Here is a 21,900-nt window from a genome sequence, read left to right as displayed (position 1 = left end):
TAGGAGCCCTCCATGACCCAAGAATCCGCGATTGCCGCCGAACGCCGCCAGCAGCTGCGGGCGGCCCTGTCCGATATCCAATCCTTGCTGCCGACCGCGGGCGCGGTGACGCGCGCGCATCTGGCCGCCATCACTGCCCGGCTCGAACAGCTGGCGCAGCGCCGGGATCTCTTCCCGGTGTCGGACTTTCCCCCGCCGGCGGCGGGGCAGGACGTGGGCGCGTCCACGCGCTACCGCCTGAACCCGGACGACGCGCCGGACGCGCCTGCGCTCTACCTGAACTCGATCAACCCGGGCAAGACCACCTTGCCGCACGACCACACGACCTGGGCGTGCATCGTGGCGCTGTCGGGCGAGGAACTCAACCGCGTGTACCGCCGCAGCGACGACGGTTCCCGGGCCGGCCGGGCGACGCTGGAGCAACTGCGCGAAGTCGTGGTGCGGCCGGGCCAGTCGGTCTCGTTCCTGCCGGACGACATCCACAGCATCCACGTCACGGGAGGCACGCCCACGTTGCATTTCCATCTTTACGGACAGCCGCTGGAAACGCTGTCGGGCCGGATCGGGATCGACCTGGCGACGGGGGAGATCGTGAACTACAACGCCACGCAGATGAAGCCCGGCCAGGAGGTGCGCGCATGACCGCCGCCCAGGCCCGCATCCAGACCCGGCTGGTGCACGCCGGCTCGCCCGGCCTGAAGCAGGGCGCCGGTCCGGTGAACGTGCCGGTGGTGCGCACCAGCACCGTGCGCTTCGCGGATACCGCCACGCAGGCGGCCCTGGCGGGGCAACGCGCCGCCGGCGAGCGCGTGGCCACCTATGGCCGGCACGGCCTGGACACGCACCAGGCGCTGGAAGAGGCGGTGGCATCGCTGGAAGGGGGCTACCGCAGCCTACTGGCGCCCTCGGGGCTGTCGGCCATCGTGCTGGTGCTGCTGGCCACGCTGGCGCCGGGTGACCACGCGCTGGTCTCCGATGGCGTGTACTCGCCGGTGCGCAAGGTCGACCGCGCGCTCCTGCAGCGCTACGGCATCGAGGTGGAGTATTTCTCCGCCGCGCGCGACGCGCTGGAACCGCTGATCCGGCCGAATACGCGGCTGTTGTACCTGGAGTCGCCCAGTTCGCTGCTGTACGAGGTGCTGGACCTGCCGGCGCTGGCCGCGGCGGCCCGTCGCCACGGCGTGCTGGTGGCGGCCGACAATACCTGGAGCGGCGGCCTGTACTACCAGCCGCTGGCGCTGGGCGCGCATATTTCGCTGCAGGCCGCGACCAAGTATCTGGCCGGGCATTCGGACGTGATGATGGGTGTGGTGACGGTGGACGGGCCGGATCTGGCCCGGCGGCTCGGCGCCACCGCGGACGCCCTGGGGCTGGCGGTCGGGGCCGACGACGCCTACCTGACCTTGCGCGGTCTGCGCACGCTGGACGTGCGCCTGGCGCGCCACCACGAGAACGCGCTGGCGGTGGCCGAGTACCTCGCCGGCCGGCCGGACGTGGCGCGCGTGTATTACCCGGCGCTCGCGCAAGACCCCGGCCACGAACTGTGGCGGCGCGACTACAGCGGCGCGAGCGGGTTGGTGTCGTTCGCCTTCCGGCATCCGGAGCCGGCCGCCGCCTCTCATTTCATCGACGCGCTGCGCTACTTCTCGATCGGCGCGTCCTGGGGCGGCTACGAAAGCCTGGCGCTGCAAGCCGCGCCCGAGCGCCTGGCCGAGCACGGCGCCTGGCGGGAAGGCGGCCACGCTCGGCAATCGGTGGTGCGCCTGCACATCGGCCTGGAGAGCCCGCTCGATCTGATCGAAGACCTCGAACGCGCCTTCGGCGCGACCCGCGACGCCTTGCGCCGCAGCGCCTGAGGCATATGCAAATGAGCGTTTTTCTTTAGGGTTTCCGGCTATGTAGAAGCAACTTCATCCTCTTTGTCCTGGCATGCCCGGCGGCACTAGAATCAGCCCTGTTCCATGTAGGCGGCAGGGCATGTCTTCTCTTTCGATCGATTCGGTGCAGCTTCCCTTCCTCGCGCGTCGGCTGGACGCCATGCGCGAGTTCTATCACCTCATCGTCGGGTTGGACGAGGTCGCGTGCGCGGATGGCCAGCGGCTGCGATTCGCGCTGGGCGAAGCGACCTTGTCGCTGTCGCCCGTGGACGAGCTGAACCGGGCCGTCAGGCCCGACTACCTCGCGATCCGGACCCGCGCCTACGACGATATCCTCGCGCGATTGACGCGCGCGGGCCATCATCCCGTCTGTTCGCCGCCCCAGGCCTCGCCCCGCGTCATGTACGTGAAAGACCCGTCCGGCAACCAGCTGGCCTTCATGGGCTGAGGCGCGCGATGAACTTCCAGCAATTGCGTTCCGTGCGCGAAGCCGTGCGCCAGGATTTCAACCTGACCGACGTCTCCGAAAGCCTGCATACCTCGCAGCCCGGCGTCAGCCGCCAGATCCGCGAGCTGGAGGAGGAGGTGGGCGTGGACATCTTCGTGCGTTCGGGCAAGCGGCTCATCGGCCTGACCCCGCCCGGCGAACTGATCCTGCCGCTGGTCGAGCAGATCCTGCAGTGCGCCGACAACATCCGCCACGCGGGCGCGGAGTATGCGGACAGCCGGACCGGCGTGCTGTCGATCGCGGCCACGCACTCACAGGCGCGCTACGCCCTGCCGCCGGTCGTCAAGGAGTTCCGCCAGCGCTATCCGGACGTGGTGCTGCATCTGCACCAGGGCTCGCCCAAGCAGGTGTCGGAAATGCTGCTGGAGGGCGAGGCCGACATCGGCGTGGCCACCGAGGCCGTGGCCGATTATCCGGGGCTGGTCAACCTGCCGTGCTACCGCTGGAGCCACAGCATCATCGTGCCGCAAGGCCACGCGCTGGAACGCCAGGACGCCGTCACGCTCTCGCAGCTGTCGCGCTATCCCATCATCACCTATGGGCGCGGCTATACCGGGCGGGCGCATATCGACGAAGCCTTCGCCCGCGCGGGCATCACGCCCGACATCGTCATGACCGCGATGGACGCGGACGTGATCAAGACCTACGTGGAGCTGGAACTGGGCGTGGGCATCGTGGCCGCCGTGGCGTGGGACGCCGAGCGCGACACGCGCCTGCGCGCCATCGACGCCCGCCACCTGTTCGAGATCAACCTGACGCGGCTGGCGATCCGCCGCGGCGCCTGGTTGCGCGGCTATGCCTATCACTTCATCGAGCTGTTCGTGCCCACCCTGACGCGCGAGGTCGTCGAGCACGAGTTGAAGGGCGCGGCCTGAGCGCGGCGCCCGCCGCATATCCTTAGACGCATTTCTACGTTGTCCGGCGAGGCCGGCGGGACGTAGTCTGACCCGTTCTTCATCCAAGGAATGACGGGTCATCCCATGAGCACACACTCCCCGGCGGCCGCCCCGGCCGCAAGCAAGCACACCGAGCGCGCCCAGGCCGTGCTCGCCTTCATCGCCGAGGCGAAGCGGCTGGCGCCGGACCGCGCCCGCGCGACGCCGGACCAGCTGCGGCAGGTGGCGGAGCGCCTGGAGGCGCTGGGCCGCCGCCGCGACCTGTTCCCGCCGGAGGCCTTCAGCGTGGTGCCGGGCCGCCCGGCGTCCATCTACCGGCTGGCGGAGGACGTGGACGGGGGCTATGCGCTTTACCTGTCGCTGGGCGAGCCGGGCAAGGCCCAGCCGCCGCACGATCACACGACCTGGGCCATCATCGCCGGCGTGGCGGGCGTGGAGCGCAACGAGGTGTATGCGCGCCGCAAGAGCGCCGATCCCGCCCGCGACACCCTGGCGCACGCCCGCCGCGTGGACGTGGGGCCGGGCCAATCGATCGTGCTGGGGCCGGAGGACGTCCATACCATCGAGCTGGTGGGCGACGAACCGGGCGCGCACCTGCATTTCTACGGCCTGGCGCTGGACCGCCTGCCGGGGCGCGTCGTATTCGAAAGCGCCCAGGGCGGCGCGTACCGCACGTTCTCGCCCCCCGCGGCGATCTTCCACGCCCGCGTTTCGCCGCAGGCCCTGCAGGAAGAATTGCGCGGGGAGGCCGAGATCGCCGTGCTGGACGTGCGCGAGGCCGGCCGCTACGCGCGCCGTCATCTGCTGCATGCCGCCCCCGCGCCGCTGTGGCGCCTGGAGCTGCTGGCCGACCGCCTGGTGCCGCGCCGGGGCACCCGCATCGTGCTGGTGGATGACGACGAGACCCTGGCCCACCAGGCCGCGGCCAAGCTGGCGCGCCTGGGCTGGAGCGATATCGCCGTGCTCGCGGGCGGCACGGATGGCTGGGAGCGCGAAGGCCGCGAACTGTTCTCCGGCACCAACGTGCCCAGCAAGGCCTTCGGCGAAGTCATCGAACACGAGAAGCACACGCCCTGGATCGACGTGGACGAGCTGCACGAGCGCGTCGCGCGCGGCGACGACATCGTGGTGGTCGACAGCCGCACTCCCGAGGAATTCCATAACTTCACGCTGCCGTTCTCGCACAGCCTGCCGGGCGCGGAGCTGGTCTATCGCATCCGCGAACTGGCGCCCGATCCCAACACCTTCGTGGTGGTGAACTGCGCCGGCCGCACGCGCAGCATCGTCGGCGCGCAGACGCTGATCGACGCCGGCATCCCCAACCGCGTGGCTTCGCTGCGCAACGGGACCATGGAATGGCTGCTGTCCGGCCGCGAGCTGGCCTACGGGCGGCGGGCGGCCTTGCCCGAACCGGACGCGCAATCCCTGGCGGCCGCGCGCGAGCAGGCCCGCAATGTGGCCGAGCGGGCGGGCATCGGCTACATCGACGCCGCCACGCTGCGGGCGTTCGAGGCCGAGCAGGACGCCCGCACGCTCTACCGGTTCGACGTGCGCACCCGGGAGGAATACGAAGCCGGACACCTGGAAGGCTGGCGCTGGGCCCCCGGCGGACAACTGGTGCAGGCTACGGACGAATACCTGGCGACCCGCCGGGCCCGCGTAGTGCTGGCGGACTGGGACGGCGTGCGCGCCCTGACCACCGGCGCCTGGCTGGCGCAGCTGGGCGCGGTCGAAGTCTATCTCTACCCGCCGCCGGCGCTGGCGCCGCGCCTGACCGGACCCGAGCCGCGCCGCGTGCTGCGGCACCGTCCCGAGGCCGGCACGCTGCGCGCCGAGGCGCTGCGGGCCGCGCTGGACGCGCAGGCGGCCGAGGTGTTCGACGTGGAGTCGCGCGGCGCCTACGAGCGCGGCCACGTGCCCGGCGCGCGCTTCGCGGCGCCGGACCGCCTGGCCGAATTCCTGCCCGCCGACACGGCGCGCGCCGTCGTGCTGACGTCGTCGGACGGCGTGCTGGCGGGCGCGGTGGCCGCCGAGCTTGCCTGGCGGACCGGGCGGCCGGTGCGCTACCTGCTGGGCGGCACGCGGTCCTGGGCGGCGCAAGGGCTGCCGCTGGCGACCGGTGCGCAAGGCGTGCTGACCGGAGACGACGACCAGAGCATCAGCCCCTACCTGTTCGAGGATCTCGCCGCCCGCGACCAGGGCTTCCGAGAGTATCTGGACTGGGAGCTGGGGCTGGTCGCGCAGCTGGAGCGCGAGGGCAGCCAGGACATCCGCCTCATCGCCCAGGCTTAGCGCCTGATACGGCGGGCGCGGGAGGCGCCGCGTCCGCGATGGCGGCCATCAGGTCATCGGCATGCACCATCAGTTCGCGCGCTTCGCACAGCATCGGGTATTGCTGCAGCACGCCCGCCCATTGCGGCGATTCCAGCAGCTGGCGCCAGACCGGCTCCAGCGCGTCGGGCGCCGGATCCCGGCCCTGCGCCAGCCGGCTGGCGTACTCCAGGCTGGCCGGGGCCGACAGCAGCTGCATGCGGCTGGCGGCGCTGAGCAGGCGCGGCAAGGTTTCTGCGGGGCCGTCGCAGAAGTACAGCACCGCCTGCGCCAGGGCGTGGCCTTCGGCGGGCAGAGCGCGCAGCGAGGCGCCGCGCAGGGGGAAAGCGCCCTGCCGGGTACTGAAGACGTAGTCGGCCCGGGCGTCGGCCTCGGCCAGCAGGCGGAGCCCGCGCAGCAGGCGCGGGAAATCCGTGGCAGCGGCGTCCGCCGAGGCCTTGGCCTCCAGCAGCAGGCAGAGATCCCAGGCCGGCGCCGCGCCTGCATCAGCGGATCGCCGCAGCAGGGCCGCGTCCCACTCGCTCTTGGCGCGCGCGGGGCTGGCGGGGAACGAGGCGGGCACGCGCATCGAAGAAACGGCGCGGTAGGGCGCGCCGGCCTCGGCGGCATTGAGCCTGCGGGCGAGGGCTTCCAGCGCCTGCAAGGCCAGCGCCTCGACGGCGTCGCCGCGCGCCCGCGAGGCATAGCCTTGCGCAGCCGCCGTGGCGCTCCCGGGCCGCGGGCCCTGTTGCGCCCATAGCGTCCGATACCGGCCGACGTCTTCGTCGCGTTCCAGCTGGTCCAGGCGCAGCAGCCGCGCGAGCGCCGGGCTGGCGGTCAGGCGTTCCAGCGCCGCGGCAGCCGCGGCGTCTGCTGCCGGGCCGGGCGATTCCCGCAACGTGCCGGCGGCCTCGGCCAGCGCCGCCCAGCGCGCCTGCACCGCGGCCGCGCGCAGGCGGGCCAGGGCGTCGCGCGCCGGCCCGGGGGCCATGCGCTCCACCTTGGCCGGATGGGCGAGGGCGTTGGCGGCGGCCAGGATCTCGCGGCGGTCCTGGGCGGCGCCGGCGGACAGCGAGGCGTATTCGCGCACCACGGCATTGCGGTGGCGCATCGACATGGCCTGGAACACGGGATCGCCTTCGCCGGGGCGCATGGCATCGCGGATCAGCCGCGCCAGCGCCGCCAGAAAGGCCTGCCTGACCGAGGGCGCCGGCGCGCGGCCGGCGGCCACGCTGGCGCGGGCCTGTTCGATGCGAACGGCAAGCGCCGTCGCGGGCACCGCGTCGTCGTCAGGGAATTCGGATAGGGCCGGCACGCGATAGCGGCGGGCGACGGCGCGCAGCGTGGCGTCCAGCAGGGGATGGGGCGGCGGCAGGGGCATGGCGGCCCAAGCCTACCGCGTTGCGGGCGGCGCCGCAACGGCGCCGGCCCGCCGCGCCGTGCGCTGCTTATTTGAACAGCGCGGCGTTCTCTTCCAGCACCGCGTCGGCGCATTGCGCGTCCAGATTGCCGCCGGGCGCGCCGGCCACGCCGATGGCGCCGATCACGTTGGAACCGGCTTTGATCGGCACGCCGCCGCCCAACAGCAGGAAGCCGGGGATATCGGTCAGGTTGGCCGCGCCGGGATTCTTCTGGGCGTTTTCCATCATGGTCAGCGTGGACGTCTTGGCCGAGACGGCGGTGAACGCCTTGGCGCGGCTGGCCTCGATGGTGTGGGGGCCGGCGTTGTCGGCGCGGGCGAAGGCCTTGAGCAGGCCGGCGCGGTCCACGACCGAGGCGCTGACGTTGTAGCCCTTGGCCTGGCAGGCGGCGACGGTGGCCGTGGCCAGCTTCTGCGCATCGGCCATGGACAGATTGCTTTCGGTCAGCACGGCCGCGTTGGCGGCGCCGGCGCAGGCGAAGAGGACGGCGGAGGCGAGGAGTTTGGGCGACATGTCTGGTTCCTTTCAGGGATCGATAACAGGAGCAGACAGATTAAGGACCGGGGCCGATCGGCGGTATTCGGTCGGCTACGCTGGGGGCTCCGTAGGGCTACGGAGGCGTCCTACGCCAGCAGCCCGGCGTACTCCCGTATCAGGCCGGCCAGCGTTTCCGCCTCCAGCTTGGCGAAGACGTTGGCCCGGTAGGTCTCGACCGTGCGCGGAGACAGGTCGAACTCGCGCGCGATTTCCTTGTTGCTCAGGCCCTGCACGATCCGTTCGAGCACCTCGCGTTCCCGCCCCGACAGCTTATCGAGCCGTTCCTGTGCCGCCTGCGTCACCGCGAGCTTTTCGCGGCTGGCGATGTGCGTGCGCACCGCGGCCTGCACGGCGTCGAGGAACACGTCGTCGTCCACCGGCTTTTGCAGGAACTCCATGGCGCCGCCCTTGAAGGCGCGGCGGCACAGGTCCACGTTGGCGTGGCCGGTCAGCATGACGACCGGCAGGTCGGACCGCTCCGCCAGTTGGCTCAGCACGTCCAGCCCGCTGATGCCGGGCATGCGGATATCCAGCACCACGCAGCCGATGGCCTGCGCGGTGAGCTGCGCCAGGAACGCCTGCGGGTCGCCGAAGCCCGCGCTGCGCAGACCCACGCTGCGCAGCAGCAGCGCGAGGCCGTCGCGCACGGCGTCGTCGTCATCGACCAGGTACACCAGCGGGGATTGTTCATGCATGGGAGATTCCTGCGGCGGCCTCCCGGCCGCCCGAAAGGGGCAGGCTGACGGTGAAGCAGGCGCCGGCCGGGCTGAGGTTGCGCGCCGAGATGCGGCCGTCCATGGAGCCGGCCAGCGTGTCGCACAGCGCCAGCCCCAGGCCCATGCCCTGCGGCCGGGTGGTGTAGAACGGGGCGAACAGGCGGGGCAGCGCTTCCGCCGCGATGCCGGGTCCGGTGTCGCTGACGCTGAACAGGTAGTGCATGCCGTCGGCGCGGCCCTCCAGGGAAATCTGGCGCGGCCCGGCGGAGCCCGCGAGCGCGTCGGCGGCGTTCTGCACCAGGTTGTGCAGGATCTGCTCCAGCGCCACGCGGTCGCCCAGCGGCCGCGCGCCGGGGCTGGCGTTGTGCCAGCCGAGCCGGATGCCCTGCCGGGCAAGTTCGGGTTCGCGCAGGAAACGCAGGGACGCCACCAGCGCGTCCGGATCGAGGGCTTCGCGGCGCGCCGGAGAACTGGGCCGCACCAGCGCCCGCATGCGGCTGATGATGTCGGCGGCGCGCTTGGCCTGCTCGGCGCTGGCCAGCAGCGCGTGGCGCACGGCGGGACGTTCGTCCTCGTCGTCCAGCAGCCGCTCGGCGGCGCGGGTCTGCGCCAGGATGGCCGTCAGGGGCTGGTTGAGTTCGTGGGCGATGCCGGCCGCCATTTCGCCCAGGGTGCTCAGCCGCGCCATGGCGCCCAGCCGCAATTGTTCCTGCTGCCGGCGGGTTTCGGCGCGCGAGCGCAGCCAGGCCACGGCCCCCGCAACCAGCAAGGCGCTGGCCAGCGCCCAGGCCAGCCAGGCCGCCCAGGGCCAGGTGTCGGGCGTCAGCCTGCGTTCGCTGCGCATCTGGAAAGGCTGGCTGGCCGCGCCCAGGGGTTTTTGCAGCGCAAGGCGCCAGCCCGGGGCGCCGTCGTCCGGCTGCTTGTCGAGCAGGCGCAAGGGTTCAGCCCCCACAGCGAGCGTGAGGGTGGCGAGCCCCGGCGGGAAGTCGGCCGGAGGGACCAACTGGCGGGCGTCCAGCAGCAGGCTCCAGCCGGAGGGCGCCACCAGCCAGTACCGGGCGTCGTCCACGGGCAGGGTGACGGGACGGCCCAGCTTGCGGGCGCGTTCCACGGCGTCGGCCAGGCCGGGCGGTTCCGCCACGCTGCCGCTCCAGACGCCGCCCGGCAGGTGCCCCAGCCCCAGGAGCTGCGGCATCGCCGGTTGCAGGCTGGGGAACAGCCGCTCGGGCGCGGGGGGATGGGACAGGGCGGCGAGCGTGGCGAGGACGGCTTCGTGCTGCACCGTTTTCTGGCTCAGCATGCGCTGCGCCACGCTGGTGCTTTGCAGGAAGCGTTCGTGCTGGTCCACGTATTCCTGCCGGCCGATCCAGAAGGCGCCGAGGCAGAACAGGACCAGCCAGCAAAGAAGGGCGCTTGAGCGCGACAGGGGATTCACGCCTGAAATTATGCCTTGAGGCCCGCGCCCGCAGGAATCCGTATGGCTACGGAGGGGCGGGGATCAGGCCGCCAGCTTCCGGGCTTGCGGGTCGTCCGCCTGGGCGCTGGAAGATACGGCGATCTGGTACAGCGCGGCAACCAGGTCCGACTGCGTCACCAGGCCGACGAGGTCGCGCGACTCGTCCAGCACCGGCACGCAGTGCAGGCTGTCGGACATGGGACGCGCCAGTTCGATCACGGGCAGGCCGGGCGTGGCGAAGGGCACTTCGCTGTGCATGCAATCGGCCACCACCAGATCCGGCACCCCGGTCGCGTCCGCGGCCACCGTGGCCAGGCGGTTGCGGCGCGCCAGTACGTCGTCCTGGGCGATCATGCCCGCGTAGCGCCCCTCCGGATCGAGCACCGGCAGCGCCTGCACGCGGTGCTTGTCGAACAGGCGCACGGCGTAGTCCAGGGGATCGTGGGCCCGCACGGTGACCACGTCGCGCGACATGATGTCGGCGCAACGCACGTCGCCGAAGCGGCGGACGCTGGCGCGCAATTCGGCCGCCAGCACGATTTCCTCCAGGTCTTCCTTGCTGATGTCGAGCAGCTCGCCGCGCTGGTTCAGCGCTTCGTCCAGGTCGCTGAGGCTGAAGCCCAGCCGGGCGCTGGGCGCCAGGTCGCGGGTGTGGTGGCCGCCGGCCGTGTCGGCGTGGCGGCGCGGGTAGTTGCGCTTGAGCGCGCCGTTGAAGACCACGGCGATGCACAGCAGGATGAGGGAATTCAGCGCCACGGGCCACAGGGCGAAGCCGTAACCCAGGCTGGCGACGGGCGGCCCGCCCAGCACGGCGGTCAGCGCCACCGCGCCGCTGGGCGGATGCAGGCAGCGCAGCGAGAACATGGCGCCGATGGCCAGCGCCACGGCGGCGGCCGCGGCAAGTCCGGGCACGGGGATGAATTGGGCGCAGAAGACGCCGATGAGCGCGGAGATCAGGTTGCCGGCCATGAGCGACCAGGGCTGGGCCAGGGGGCTGGCGGGAGCGGCGAACAACAGCACCGCCGAGGCGCCCATCGGCGCGATGAACCACGGGCTGGCGCTGCCCAGGGCGTGCCGGCCCACCCATTCCGTACAGAAGAGCCCCAGGAGCGCGCCCACCGCGCCTAACAGCTTTTCGCGTCCGTTGACACCCACCGGCGCTGGCGCGAACGAGCCCAGCCAGCGCTTGATTGCAACACCCAAAACGATCTCCTCGCGACCTTCGATTATGTCGCGGGGCGATAATTTAGCATGTGAATGGTTGCGGTGCAGCATAAGCTTATGCCGCAAGACGCAGTCAGGAGCGGGCGGGCTCCTCGCCGATGCGCGCCAGCAGCCGGGTCAGCAGGGGGCGCATGGCGCGCAGCTCTTCCAGATGAGAGGCGGACAGGTCTTCCAGCAGGCGCTCGGCCTTCGAGGTAAGCACCACCTCCACGCGGCGGCCGTCCTCGGGATCGGGTTCGCGGCGGACCAGGTCCAGGCGCGCCAGCCTGCCGACCAGCTCGGCGGCGGTGTGCGGACGGATCAGCAGGCGTTCCGCGATTTCGCCCACGTAAAGGCCGCGCCGGCCGGCCGCGCCCTGGCGGGATCCCTTGATGGCCAGCAAGGCCTGGTGCTGCTGCGGCATCAGGTCCAGGCGGGCCGCGGCGCCCTCGCTGAAGACCGCGAAGCGGCGCAGCGCGTAGCGGAAATCGGCCAGCAGTTCGTAGTCCGCGGGGGAGAGGCTGGTTGGGGATGGGGGCGCTTTCACCCGACCGATTCTAATATATGTCGTGATACGATATATTGATGCGCCGCAAATTCCCGCGGATTACTTCCCCCGTTTCCCGAACATGCCTCCCACTTCCTCTTCCGCCCGGGCCGCGTTGCGCCTGGGCGATTTCACCACCGACAAACGCGTCGTCCTGCTCATGGGCCTGGCCATACCGGTCGGCCTGGCCAGCGTGGTTGCCGCGTGGATGCTGCTGCGCCTGATCGCGCTATGCACCAACCTGGCCTATCACGGCCAGTTCTCCTTCGCCGACCAACCCATCACGACGGGCCAGCTCGGGCCCGCATCCGTGGCCATTCCCGTGGTCGGCTGCCTCATCATCGGCCTGATGGCCCGCTACGGATCCGAGAAGATCCGCGGCCATGGCATTCCGGAGGCCATGGAAGCCATCCTGATCGGCAAGAGCCGCATCCAGCCCAAGGTCGCGGTCCTGAAGCCGGTGTCTTCCGCGGTGTCGATCGGCACGGGCGGCCCTTTCGGCGCCGAGGGCCCCATCATCATGACGGGCGGCGCGATCGGCTCGCTGCTGGCCCAGACCATCCACCTGGACGACGGCGAGCGCAAGACGCTGCTGGTGGCCGGCGCGGCCGCCGGCATGACGGCCATTTTCTCCACGCCCCTGGCGGCGGTGCTGCTGGCGGTGGAACTGCTGCTGTTCGAATGGAAGCCGCGCAGCTTCCTGCCCGTCGCGATGGCGGCGCTGGTGGCGGCCGCCGTGCGCGCCTACGCGCTGGACGCCGGGCCGATCTTCGCTTACGCGGGCACGCTGCCGTTCACGCCCGTGCACCTGCTGGCCGCCGCGGCGGTCGGCGTGATCGCCGGGCTGGGATCGGGCGTCCTGACCTCCATGGTCTACGCGGCGGAGGATCTGTTCGAAAAATTGCCCCTGCATTGGATGTGGTGGCCGGCCTTCGGCGGCCTGGCGATCGGCATCGGCGGCCTGATCGATCCCGCCGCGCTGGGCGTGGGCTACGACAACATCCGGCACCTGCTGGCGGGCGACCTGGCGCTGCAGGCGGTGCTGCTGTTGCTGGTCGTCAAGGTCCTCATCTGGTCGATCGCGCTGGGGTCGGGCACCTCGGGCGGCGTGCTGGCCCCGCTATTGATCTTCGGCGGCGCGCTGGGCGCGCTGGCGACGCCGCTGCTGCCGCAGGCGGACGCCGGCTTCTGGGCGCTGCTGGGCATGGCCGCGATGATGGGCGGCACCATGCGCGCGCCGCTCACCGCGACCCTGTTCGCGGTGGAGCTGACGGGCGACGTCGGCGCGCTGCTGCCGGTGCTGGCCGCCTGCGTATTCGCGTATGGCGTTACGGTCCTGCTGCTCAAGCGTTCCATCCTGACGGAGAAAATCGCCCGGCGCGGCCACCATATCAGCCGCGAATACCGGGTGGATCCGTTCGATCTGCTGCGTGTGCGGGACGTGATGACCACGCCCGTGGAGACGCTGCCGCAAGGCTGGACGGTAGGGCAGGCCATCGAGCACTTCACGACCGCGCATCCCGTCCATACCAGTTATCCGGTGCTCGACGGAGAGGGCGTCGTGGTGGGCGAAGTGACCCGCGCCGACACGCTGGGCTGGGCGTTGGATGGTGACCGGCATGAGCGGACCCTGGCCGAAGCCTTGCAGGGGCGCGAACTGGTCTACGGCTACCCCGAGGAACTGGCCAGCCAGATCGCCGACCGCATGGCGCTGTCGGGCGCGGGCCGCGTGCCCATCCTGGATCGAGCAAGCGGCCGGCTGGTGGGCATCGTGGGCCGCAAGGACCTGTTCCGGTCGCGGGCCCGGCGCCTGCGCGAGGAAAGCCAGCGCACCCGCTATTTCCGCAGGTCGCCGCCCTCCGGGGCCTGAGCGCCGCGCGGATTGGCGGCGCGCAGTTCCCACAGCACGTCGAGCACGTGCTGGGTGGCCCGTTCCACCTGGCCGGCGCGGTGCGCGATGCCCAGGGGGCGCCACAGCGCCGGCCGCAGCGGACGCATGGCGATGCGGGGATCGGGCTGCGGCGCCGTGGCTTCGTGCGGCAGCAGCGTGGCGCCATAGCCCGCTGCCACCAGGCTCTTGATCGCGTCGTTGTAATTCAGCTGGATGCGCGGGCGCGGGTTCAGGCCCGCGGCGGCGAACCATTCGGCGGTCAGGCGCGACAGCCGGGTGCTGGCGTCGTTCAGGATCAGGGGGCGCTCGGCCAGCCAGGCCGGCGCGATGCGGGCGGGCGCAGGCCAGCCGGCGGGCAGGAAGGCCATGACCGGATCGCGCCGCCACGGGCGCAGCACGATGCCGTCCAGGGGCGGCTGGGGCAAGGCCACCAGCCCTACGTCCAGCGATCCGTCGGCCAGGCGCAGCAGGGTTTCGTGCGAGGTCAGCACGGCGACCTGCACGTCTATGCTTGGGTGATTGCGCCCCAGCGTTTCCAATGCCTGGGGCAGCAGATGGGCGATGGCGCCGGTCGAGGCGCCCAGCCGCACGCGCCCGGCCAGTCCCTGCACCTGTCGTTGCACGTCGTCGAGCGCCTGGTCGGCCTCGGCGAGCAGCCTGCGCGCGCGTTCCAGCAGCGTTTCGCCGATCGAGGTCGGCCGGACCTGGCCGCGCTTGCGCGTCAGCAGGGGCGCGCCGATGCGCTCCTCCAGGTCCGCCACGTGCAGGCTGACGGTGGGCGGCGCAAGATGCAGGGCGCGGGCCGCCTCGGCGAATGAACCCAGGTCGGCGATGGCGACCAGGGTGCGGAGCCGGTCCAGGCTGATTTCACGCATGGCTTGTCATTGAATCGTTCAGAAAACATGAATTTTATGGTCATGATATTCGACTTTTGCTATCTGGCGAGCCGGCAGATGATAGAGCCTGTTTCCCCGCACATCCCTCTGTACCAGGAAGATCGCGCCATGACCCATCCTCTTGTTTTCATCGACGGCGACCAAGGCACCACGGGCCTGCAGATCCATGAACGCCTGCAAGGCCGCGCCGACCTGCGGCTCTTGACCCTGCCGTTCGCGGACCGCAAGGATCCGCAACGCCGGGCCGAAGCGATCAACGCCTGCGACGTCGCCATCCTCTGCCTGCCCGACGAGCCGGCGCGCCAGGCAGCGGCCTCCATCGAGAACCCGGCGGTCCGCGTGATCGACGCCAGTTCGGCCCATCGCACGGATCCCGGCTGGGTGTACGGCTTCCCCGAAATGAACGCGGAGCAGGGCGGGTTGATCGCCCGGGCGCGGCGCGTGAGCAATCCCGGCTGCTATCCCACCGGGGCCATCGCGCTGCTGGGGCCGTTGGTGCGCGCGGGGCTGGTCCCGGCGGACTACCCGGTCACGGTGCATGCCGTGTCGGGCTATTCGGGCGGCGGCCGCGCCAGCGTGGAGGCCTACGAAGGACCGGGCGGCCCGCAGGGGCCGGCGTTCCAGCTGTACGGGCTGGGACTGGCGCACAAGCACACCCCGGAAATCGAACGGCACGCCGGCCTGACCCAGCGGCCGGTCTTCGTGCCCGCTTACGGGGCTTTCCGCCAAGGCATCGTACTGACCGTGCCGCTGCAGTTGCGGCTGCTGCCCTCTGGCGTGGATGCCGCGCGCCTGCACGACTGCCTGAGCCGGCACTACGCCGGCGCGGCGCACGTGCGGGTGGTCGCGCCCGAGGATGCGGCGGCGCACACGCACCTGGATCCGCAGGCCCTGAACGGCACCAACGACCTGCGCCTGGCAGTCTACGGCAATGCGCAGCACGGCCAAGTCCTGCTTACAGCCGTGTTCGACAACCTGGGCAAGGGCGCGTCGGGCGCGGCGGTGCAGAACCTGGACCTCATGCTCGCCGCGATGGGCTAGCGCGGGCGGGCGCCGGGCCGACTAGCGGCTAGCGGCCGGCGCCCGGCGCCTTGATCGCGTCCAGGCGCTGGGCCAGCGAGGCCGTGGACAGCTCGCCGACCCGCAAATCGGTGAGCCTTCCCTGCGCGTCCAGGAACAGGGTGGCGGGCAGGCCGCGATTGCTCATCGCGCGCGAGGCCTCGCCGGCCGGATCGATCAGCACGTTGCGCAGCGCCGGCGCGTGCTGGCGCAGGAAGCCGGCAACGTCGTCCGGCGTTTCGGCCTGGTTCAGGAAAACGAAGTTCACGTCCGGATTGGCGGCTTGCGCCGCGGCGAACGCCGGCATCTCGCGCCGGCAGGGCGGGCACCAGCTCGCCCACAGATTGATTACCGTGGGCTTGCCCTGGAACGCCGCCAGCGTGGCGGGCTGACCGTCCAGCTGGCGCAGGGCCAGGGCGGCCAGTTCGGGCCGGGTTTCGGGCGCCGGCGCCAGCCAGCGGCCGCCGCCGATCCAGACGGCGCTGGCCAGCGCCAGCGCGCCGAGCAGCGCGACCCGCGCCGCCTGGCGCCGCAACGCCGCGCCGAGCGCGTAGATCCAGGCCGCGGCGAGGCCGGCCATGCCGTGCCAGCCGCCGTCGCGCAGGTCCAGCATGCGCAGCGGTTCGGGCAGGTAGTGCTCGCGGTACTGCCAGACGAAAGCCAGCCGCGCCACCGCCAGGCCGATGAACAGGGCGCGCCACAGGATCGTGCCGAGTTCGGCCGCGCGCGCGCGCCCGCACAGGCGCGCCGCGAGCAGCCCGGCCAGAACGGCCGCGGCCAGCACGGCCAGTTCGGTGGGAAAGACCAAAGGGCCCAGCCGGATCGCCGGGCTCATGCCGCATCCCCGTGTTGCGCGCCGGTCCGGCCGTGGCCTGCGCCCGCGTGGAGGTCGTCGATATTCATTGCCGCCGTTGGTGTCGTGTATCGGCCGGCTAGCCTAGCACGTCGGCCTGTTGCCCCAGCATTACGCCGATTCGGTCTCGCGGCGGCATGCCCTGACGCGCCTGCCCGGCGGGCCCGCGTACGAGAACACGATCTGCGCCATCACCGAGGTCTCGCGGCCGGCCTCCCGGGCGGTGGAACTATTCCTGCGCCTGCTGGAGCGTTTCCACCCGCCGCGATAGCGCGGGCATCCGGCGGGGCCCCATGCCCGGGACCGGCGGGGAGGCTAAAATACCGGCTCGCGGCTTTTACCGGCCTCCCGGCTTTCTTCATTCCAGCGCCTCGGGCGCCCATAACTATGAAAAAACTGACTGCACTTCTTCTCGTGTCCGCAACCGCGATGCTCACGGCTTGCGGCCCCGGCGACAACGCGCCCACGGCTGGCGCGCAGGCGCCCGCCGCCGCCAAGAAGGTCGTCGTCGGCCTGGACGACAACTTCCCGCCCATGGGCTTTCGGGACGCGAACAACCAGATCGTCGGTTTCGACATCGATATGGCCAAGGAAGCCAGCAAGCGCCTGGGCCTGGAAGTCGAATTCAAGCCCATCGACTGGAGCGCCAAGGAAGCCGAGCTGAACGGCAAGCGCGTGGACGTGCTGTGGAACGGCCTGACCATCACCGAGGAGCGCAAGAAGAACATCAGCTTCACCGCCCCGTACATGGCCAACCACCAGATCATCATCGTGGGCAACGCGTCGCCCGTGAAGCTCAAGGCCGACCTGGCCGGCAAGGTCGTCGGCGCCCAGGACGGCAGCAGCGCCACGGACGCCATCGCCAAGGACCCGGTCGCCGCGCAGATCAAGGAAGTGAAGAAGTTCGGCGATAACGTCACGGCCCTGATGGACCTGGCCGCCGGCCGCCTCGACGCCATCGTCGTCGACGAAGTGGTGGGCCGCTACCTGATCAGCAAGCGCGCGGGCGAATACCGCGTGCTGGACGAGAACTTCGGCACCGAAGACTACGGCGTCGGCGTGCGCAAGGACGACACCGAACTGCTGGGCAAGCTGAATTCCACGCTGGATTCGATGAAGCAGGACGGCACCGCCGGCCGCATCGCGACCCAGTGGTTCGGCGCCAACATCATCAAGTAAGCGGCGGAAGGCGCCCGCGGCCCGCCGGCCGGGCGCCTCTCGCCCTGTTTTCGCAGCCCGCCGCAGCGCCAGCGCGCGCCAGGCGGGCTTGCTCATGATTCCCTGTTGCCCTGGCGGCGCGAACCCACTGCATGGACTACGTACTCTCCCTATTGGGGCCATTGGCGCAAGGCGCGAAAGTCACCTTGACGCTGTTTTTCATCACGCTGGCGCTGGCGGTCCCCCTGGGGCTGGTGCTGGCGCTGGTGCGGATATCCAAATGGAAGCTGTTGAGCCGCCTCGTCAACGGCTACATCTGGCTCATGCGCGGCACGCCGCTGATGCTCCAGATGCTGTTCATCTATTTCGCCCTGCCTTTCGTGCCCGTGGTGGGCGTGCGCCTGCCGGACTTTCCCGCGGCCGTGGTGGCCTTCGCGCTGAACTACGCCGCCTACTTCGCGGAGATCTTCCGCGCCGGCATCCTGTCGGTCGACCGGGGCCAGTACGAGGGCAGCAAGGTGCTGGGCATGACCTACCTGCAGACCTTGCGCCGCATCGTGCTGCCGCAGATGGTGCAGCGCGTGTTGCCGCCCATGAGCAACGAGACCATCACGCTCGTCAAGGACACCTCGCTCATCTACGTGCTGGCGCTCAATGACATTCTCCGCACGGCGCGCGGCATCGTGCAGCGCGATTTCACGACCACGCCATTCCTGGTCGCCGCGGCCTTCTATCTCATCATGACGCTGGTGTTGACGTGGTTCTTCCAGCACATGGAAAAGCGTTATGCCAAATATGACCAGTAACCCGCCGTCGGAGCGTCCCGTCATGATAGCGGCGCGCGACATCGTCAAGTCGTTCGGCCCCCACCGCGTGCTCGACCGCGTGTCGCTCACCCTGGGGCAGGGCGAGGTGGTGGCGGTGATCGGCCCGTCCGGCTCCGGCAAGAGCACCTTTCTGCGCTGCCTGAACCACCTGGAAACCATAGACGAGGGCAGTGTCGAGGTCGAGGGCGAGGTCATGGCCCGCGCGGTCGAGGGCGGCCGCAGCCAGTATGCCAGCGACGCCGACGTGCGCCGCATCTGCCGCAAGATGGGCATGGTGTTCCAGTCTTTCAACCTGTTCCCCCACATGACGGTGCTGCAGAACGTCATCGAGGCCCCCATCACGGTCAAGGGCATGGCGCGCGCCGAGATCGTTCCCAAGGCCGAGGAGCTGTTGCGCAAGGTCGGGCTGCTGAACAAGCGCGACAACTACCCCGGACGCCTGTCGGGCGGCCAGAAGCAGCGGGTTGCGATCGCCCGGGCGCTGGCGATGGAACCCGACATCATGCTGTTCGACGAGCCCACGTCCGCGCTCGACCCGGAGCTGACCGGGGAGGTGCTCCGCACCATGAAGCAGCTGGCCGACGAACGCATGACCATGCTGGTCGTCACTCACGAAATGGGATTCGCGCGAGAGGTCGCGCATCGCGTGATATTCATGGACGAAGGCCGCATCGTCGAGGAGTCTCCCTCGGCCGAATTCTTCCGCGCGCCGCAGCATGCGCGCAGCCGGGAATTCCTGGCGCACATGCTCTGAGCCGGGCCGCCGGCCGACGTCCGTCCATGCCTGCCGCTCCCTCCGACAAGCCGCTGCTCCGTCTGCGCGGGCTGTACAGCCCGCGCCTGTCGCCCGTCAGCCTGGATCTCGCCGCTGGGGAATGCGCGGCCGTCATGGGTCCCTCGGGAGCCGGAAAGTCGCTGTTGCTGCGCCAGATCGCCGATCTGGATCCGGGCCACGGCGAGGCCGAGCTGGCCGGCCGGCCCCGTTCCCGCATGCGCGGCTACGAGTGGCGGCGCCTGGTCATGTACTGCCAGGCCGAGGCCGGCTGGTGGGAAGACCGCGTGGCGCCGCATTTCGCGGACCGCGCCGCGGCGGCGGCCATCATGGTCCGGCTGGGCCTGGCCGAGGACAAACTGGATGCGCTGGTGAACGAATTGTCCACCGGCGAGCGCCAGCGTCTCGGACTGGTGCGCGCGCTGGCGCTCGCCCCCCGCGTGCTGCTGCTGGACGAGCCGACGGCCGCGCTGGACCAGGAGGCCACCGGGCGCGTGGAGGACGAGTTGCGGCGCTGCCTGCAGGGCGGCGCCGCGATATTGATGGTCACGCACAGCGCGGACCAGGCCCAGCGCATGGCGCGCCGCAGCTGGCGCATGGAGCAGGGCAGGCTGGAGCCGCTATGGACGTGATCAAACTGCAGGCGCTGGACCTGGCGGTCGCATCGCTGCTGGTGGTGCTGAGCGCGGGCATCTCCTTCGCGCTGCGGCTGAACATGCAGCGCCAGGTCCTCTGGGCCGCGGTCCGCACGGTGGTGCAATTGCTGCTGGTGGGACATATCCTGCGCATCGTGTTCGCCCACGCGGCCCCCTGGCTGACCGCGCTGGTCGTCGCGGTGATGATGGCGCTGGCCGCCAGGGAAGTGGCCTCGCGGCCCAAGGCCAGGCTGGCCGGCCGCGGCAACGGCTGGGTGGGGGCGATGGCCGTGGCGGGGACCACGGTCATTACCGTGCTCTTCATCCTGAATACGGCGCTGCGCCCCGATCCCTGGTACGACCCGCGCTATACGATCGCGCTGATCGGCATCGTGCTGGGCAGCGTGCTCAATGCCGCCAGCCTGGCGCTGGATGGCATGCTGTCCGGAGTGCGGCGGGAAAAGCTCGCCATCGAGGCCCGGCTGGCGTTGGGCGCGCCCGCCAGGCTGGCGTTCTCGTCGCTGCTGCGCGAGTCGGTGCGGCGCGGGATCGTGCCCAGCATCAACCAGATGTCGGCCGCCGGCATCATCACGCTGCCGGGCATCATGACCGGCCAGATCATCGCCGGCATGGACCCGATAGAAGCCGCGAAATACCAGATCCTGCTGATGTTCCTGCTGTGCGGCGCAAGCGGCATGGCGGCGATCGGCGCGGCCTACGGCGCCATGCGCCGGCTCACCGATGACCGCGGCCGGCTTCGCCTGGACCGGCTGATGCCTTAGGAAGGCGGCGCGAAAAAAAACCGGCAGCCCGAAAGCTGCCGGTTTTTTTGTGGCGACGCCGCTTAGGCGATGGCGGCGAGCGCCTGGTTCAGCGTGGCGCTGGGGCGCATGGCCTGACTGGCGAGGGCTTCGTTCGGCTGGTAATAACCGCCGATGTCGACCGGCTTGCCTTGGGCAGACTTCAGTTCGGCCAGGATCTTGTCCTCGCCGTCGGCCAGGGCGCGGGCGGCGGCGGCGAACTGGGCAGCCAGTTCGCGGTCGTCGGTCTGCGCGGCCAAGGCCTGGGCCCAGTACATGGCCAGGTAGTAGTGGCTGCCGCGGTTGTCCAGGCCGCCGACCTTGCGCTCGGGCGACTTGTTCTCGTCCAGGAACTTGGCGGTGGCCAGGTCCAGCGTCTTGGCCAGGACCAGGGCGCGGGCGTTGTCATAGGCCTTGCCCAGGTGGTCCAGCGAGGCGGCCAGCGCCATGAACTCGCCCAGCGAGTCCCAGCGCAGGAAGCCTTCTTCCAGGAACTGCTGCACGTGCTTGGGGGCCGAGCCGCCCGCGCCGGTTTCGAACAGGCCGCCGCCGGCGACCAGCGGCACGATGGAGAGCATCTTGGCGCTGGTGCCCAGTTCCATGATGGGGAACAGGTCGGTCAGGTAGTCGCGCAGCACGTTGCCGGTCACCGAGATCGTGTCCTGGCCGGCGCGGATGCGCTTGAGCGAGAACTTGGTGGCTTCGACGGGGCTCAGGATGCGCAGGTCCAGGCCGGTGGTGTCGTGGTCGTTCAGGTATTGCTTGACCTTGGCGATGACCTGGGCGTCATGGGCGCGGTTTTCGTCCAGCCAGAAGACGGCGGGCGTCTTGCTGGCGCGGGCGCGGGCGACGGCCAGCTTGACCCAGTCCTGGACGGCGGCGTCCTTGGTCTGGCACATGCGCCACAGGTCGCCGGCCTCGACGGCCTGCTCCAGCAGCACCTTGCCCGAAGCGTCGGTCACGCGCACGGTGCCGGCGGCCGGAATGACGAAGGTCTTGTTGTGCGAACCGTATTCCTCGGCGGCCTGGGCCATCAGGCCCACGTTGGGCACGCTGCCCATGGTGACCGGGTTGAAGGCGCCGTTGACCTTGCAGTCGTCGATCACGGCCTGGTAGACGCCGGCGTAGCTGCGGTCTGGGATGACGGCCTTGGCGTCCTGCAGTTCGCCGGCGGCGTTCCACATCTTGCCCGAGTCGCGGATCATGGCGGGCATGGAGGCGTCGACGATCACGTCGCTGGGCACGTGCAGGTTGGTGATGCCGCGGTCGGAGTTGACCATGGCCAGCGCGGGCAGCGTCTTGTAGGCGGCGTCGATGTCGGCGGTGATGGCGGCCTGCTGGTCGGCGGGCAGGCTCTGGATCTTGGCGTACAGGTCGCCAATGCCGTTGTTGGGGTCGAAACCGGCCTGCTTCAGCGCGTCGGCATGCTTGGCCAGCACGTCCTTGTAGAACACGGACACGACGTGGCCGAAGATGACGGGGTCGGAGACCTTCATCATGGTGGCCTTCAGGTGCACCGAGAACAGCACGCCCTGGGC

At 70.5% G+C, this 21,900-nt stretch carries 22 protein-coding genes; 13 read left to right on the top strand and 9 right to left on the bottom strand.

Annotated elements, in window-relative coordinates; translation table 11 throughout:
• The first annotated feature begins 12 nt into the window (after window positions 1–12).
• The 5 genes from ACN6PJ_RS14350 (at window position 13) to ACN6PJ_RS14330 (ending at window position 5,573) form a co-directional block, all read left to right on the top strand.
• Window positions 13–642, top strand: coding sequence for a cysteine dioxygenase (locus tag ACN6PJ_RS14350; RefSeq protein ID WP_427996534.1), 630 nt, complete (start codon window positions 13–15; stop codon window positions 640–642).
• Window positions 639–1,856 carry a cystathionine beta-lyase gene (gene metC, locus ACN6PJ_RS14345; protein ID WP_427996533.1) on the top strand — a complete coding sequence of 406 codons (1,218 nt, stop codon included), beginning with the start codon at window positions 639–641 and terminating at the stop codon, window positions 1,854–1,856. Before ACN6PJ_RS14350 ends, metC begins: the two co-directional genes overlap by 4 nt.
• 121 nt (window positions 1,857–1,977) lie before the next feature.
• Window positions 1,978–2,325: a VOC family protein gene (locus ACN6PJ_RS14340; protein WP_427996532.1), complete on the top strand. Its 348-nt coding sequence runs from the start codon at window positions 1,978–1,980 to the stop codon at window positions 2,323–2,325.
• A gap of 8 nt (window positions 2,326–2,333) precedes the next feature.
• Window positions 2,334–3,260, top strand: a complete 927-nt coding sequence (locus ACN6PJ_RS14335) for a CysB family HTH-type transcriptional regulator (RefSeq protein WP_427996531.1) — start codon at window positions 2,334–2,336, stop codon at window positions 3,258–3,260.
• Between the two features lie 105 nt (window positions 3,261–3,365).
• Window positions 3,366–5,573, top strand: a complete 2,208-nt coding sequence (locus ACN6PJ_RS14330; protein WP_427996530.1) for a rhodanese-like domain-containing protein — start codon at window positions 3,366–3,368, stop codon at window positions 5,571–5,573.
• Here the strand turns inward: ACN6PJ_RS14330 and ACN6PJ_RS14325 are convergent.
• The 6 genes from ACN6PJ_RS14325 to ACN6PJ_RS14300 form a co-directional block, all read right to left on the bottom strand.
• Window positions 5,557–6,972 (bottom strand): 3-deoxy-D-arabino-heptulosonate 7-phosphate synthase, encoded by a 1,416-nt coding sequence (locus ACN6PJ_RS14325; RefSeq protein ID WP_427996529.1) that lies wholly within the window; start codon window positions 6,970–6,972, stop codon window positions 5,557–5,559. The two genes, ACN6PJ_RS14330 and ACN6PJ_RS14325, sit on opposite strands and share 17 nt — an antisense overlap.
• Before the next feature lie 67 nt (window positions 6,973–7,039).
• Window positions 7,040–7,525, bottom strand: coding sequence for a GlcG/HbpS family heme-binding protein (locus ACN6PJ_RS14320; RefSeq protein WP_427996528.1), 486 nt, complete (start codon window positions 7,523–7,525; stop codon window positions 7,040–7,042).
• A 110-nt stretch (window positions 7,526–7,635) separates the two neighbouring features.
• Window positions 7,636–8,244 (bottom strand): response regulator transcription factor, encoded by a 609-nt coding sequence (locus tag ACN6PJ_RS14315; protein WP_427996527.1) that lies wholly within the window; start codon window positions 8,242–8,244, stop codon window positions 7,636–7,638.
• Entirely contained in the window at window positions 8,237–9,700 is a 1,464-nt protein-coding gene (locus tag ACN6PJ_RS14310) for a sensor histidine kinase (RefSeq protein ID WP_427996526.1), read from the bottom strand. The genes ACN6PJ_RS14315 and ACN6PJ_RS14310 overlap by 8 nt, the downstream gene beginning before the upstream one ends.
• Window positions 9,701–9,763: 63 nt before the next feature.
• A complete protein-coding gene (locus tag ACN6PJ_RS14305) occupies window positions 9,764–10,924 on the bottom strand; it encodes an HPP family protein (protein ID WP_427996525.1) in 1,161 nt (386 codons plus the stop codon).
• 94 nt (window positions 10,925–11,018) lie between these two features.
• Entirely contained in the window at window positions 11,019–11,471 is a 453-nt protein-coding gene (locus tag ACN6PJ_RS14300) for a MarR family winged helix-turn-helix transcriptional regulator (protein WP_427996524.1), read from the bottom strand.
• 82 nt (window positions 11,472–11,553) lie between these two features.
• On the opposite strand from ACN6PJ_RS14300, the gene ACN6PJ_RS14295 reads away from it, so the two are divergent.
• Complete coding sequence (locus ACN6PJ_RS14295) at window positions 11,554–13,341, top strand: chloride channel protein (RefSeq protein ID WP_427996523.1); 1,788 nt, start codon at window positions 11,554–11,556, stop codon at window positions 13,339–13,341.
• On the opposite strand, the gene ACN6PJ_RS14290 is transcribed toward ACN6PJ_RS14295, so the two are convergent.
• Window positions 13,308–14,237 carry a LysR family transcriptional regulator gene (locus tag ACN6PJ_RS14290; protein WP_427996522.1) on the bottom strand — a complete coding sequence of 310 codons (930 nt, stop codon included), beginning with the start codon at window positions 14,235–14,237 and terminating at the stop codon, window positions 13,308–13,310. The genes ACN6PJ_RS14295 and ACN6PJ_RS14290 overlap by 34 nt on opposite strands.
• A gap of 129 nt (window positions 14,238–14,366) precedes the next feature.
• Between ACN6PJ_RS14290 and argC the strand changes: the two genes are divergently transcribed.
• The gene (gene argC, locus ACN6PJ_RS14285; protein WP_427996521.1) at window positions 14,367–15,299 is read left to right on the top strand and encodes an N-acetyl-gamma-glutamyl-phosphate reductase; all 933 of its coding nucleotides are present in this window, start codon (window positions 14,367–14,369) and stop codon (window positions 15,297–15,299) included.
• Between the two features lie 28 nt (window positions 15,300–15,327).
• Here argC and ACN6PJ_RS14280 read toward each other — a convergent pair whose 3' ends face one another.
• Entirely contained in the window at window positions 15,328–16,152 is an 825-nt protein-coding gene (locus ACN6PJ_RS14280) for a redoxin family protein (RefSeq protein WP_427996520.1), read from the bottom strand.
• A 118-nt stretch (window positions 16,153–16,270) separates the two neighbouring features.
• Here ACN6PJ_RS14280 and ACN6PJ_RS14275 point away from each other — a divergent pair, with 118 nt between their 5' ends.
• The 6 genes from ACN6PJ_RS14275 to ACN6PJ_RS14250 all read left to right on the top strand — a co-directional run bounded on the left by ACN6PJ_RS14275 (window position 16,271) and on the right by ACN6PJ_RS14250 (window position 20,344).
• Window positions 16,271–16,441 carry a hypothetical protein gene (locus ACN6PJ_RS14275; protein ID WP_427996519.1) on the top strand — a complete coding sequence of 57 codons (171 nt, stop codon included), beginning with the start codon at window positions 16,271–16,273 and terminating at the stop codon, window positions 16,439–16,441.
• Between the two features lie 116 nt (window positions 16,442–16,557).
• Window positions 16,558–17,349 carry an amino acid ABC transporter substrate-binding protein gene (locus tag ACN6PJ_RS14270; RefSeq protein WP_427996518.1) on the top strand — a complete coding sequence of 264 codons (792 nt, stop codon included), beginning with the start codon at window positions 16,558–16,560 and terminating at the stop codon, window positions 17,347–17,349.
• Between the two features lie 131 nt (window positions 17,350–17,480).
• Window positions 17,481–18,134 carry an amino acid ABC transporter permease gene (locus ACN6PJ_RS14265; protein ID WP_129528477.1) on the top strand — a complete coding sequence of 218 codons (654 nt, stop codon included), beginning with the start codon at window positions 17,481–17,483 and terminating at the stop codon, window positions 18,132–18,134.
• Window positions 18,135–18,156: 22 nt separating this feature from the next.
• Entirely contained in the window at window positions 18,157–18,909 is a 753-nt protein-coding gene (locus ACN6PJ_RS14260; protein ID WP_427996517.1) for an amino acid ABC transporter ATP-binding protein, read from the top strand.
• Between the two features lie 26 nt (window positions 18,910–18,935).
• Window positions 18,936–19,559, top strand: a complete 624-nt coding sequence (locus ACN6PJ_RS14255) for an ABC transporter ATP-binding protein (RefSeq protein WP_427996516.1) — start codon at window positions 18,936–18,938, stop codon at window positions 19,557–19,559.
• Entirely contained in the window at window positions 19,550–20,344 is a 795-nt protein-coding gene (locus ACN6PJ_RS14250; protein ID WP_427996515.1) for an ABC transporter permease, read from the top strand. The genes ACN6PJ_RS14255 and ACN6PJ_RS14250 overlap by 10 nt, the downstream gene beginning before the upstream one ends.
• Before the next feature lie 62 nt (window positions 20,345–20,406).
• Here ACN6PJ_RS14250 and ACN6PJ_RS14245 read toward each other — a convergent pair.
• On the bottom strand, window positions 20,407–21,900 hold a 1,494-nt coding region (locus ACN6PJ_RS14245), incomplete at its 5' end, for an NADP-dependent isocitrate dehydrogenase (protein ID WP_427996514.1).

The sequence above is a fragment of the Achromobacter sp. genome, assembly GCF_050285585.1.
GTDB lineage: Bacteria > Pseudomonadota > Gammaproteobacteria > Burkholderiales > Burkholderiaceae_B > Achromobacter.
This window is presented reverse-complemented; position numbering and strand designations above follow the sequence as displayed.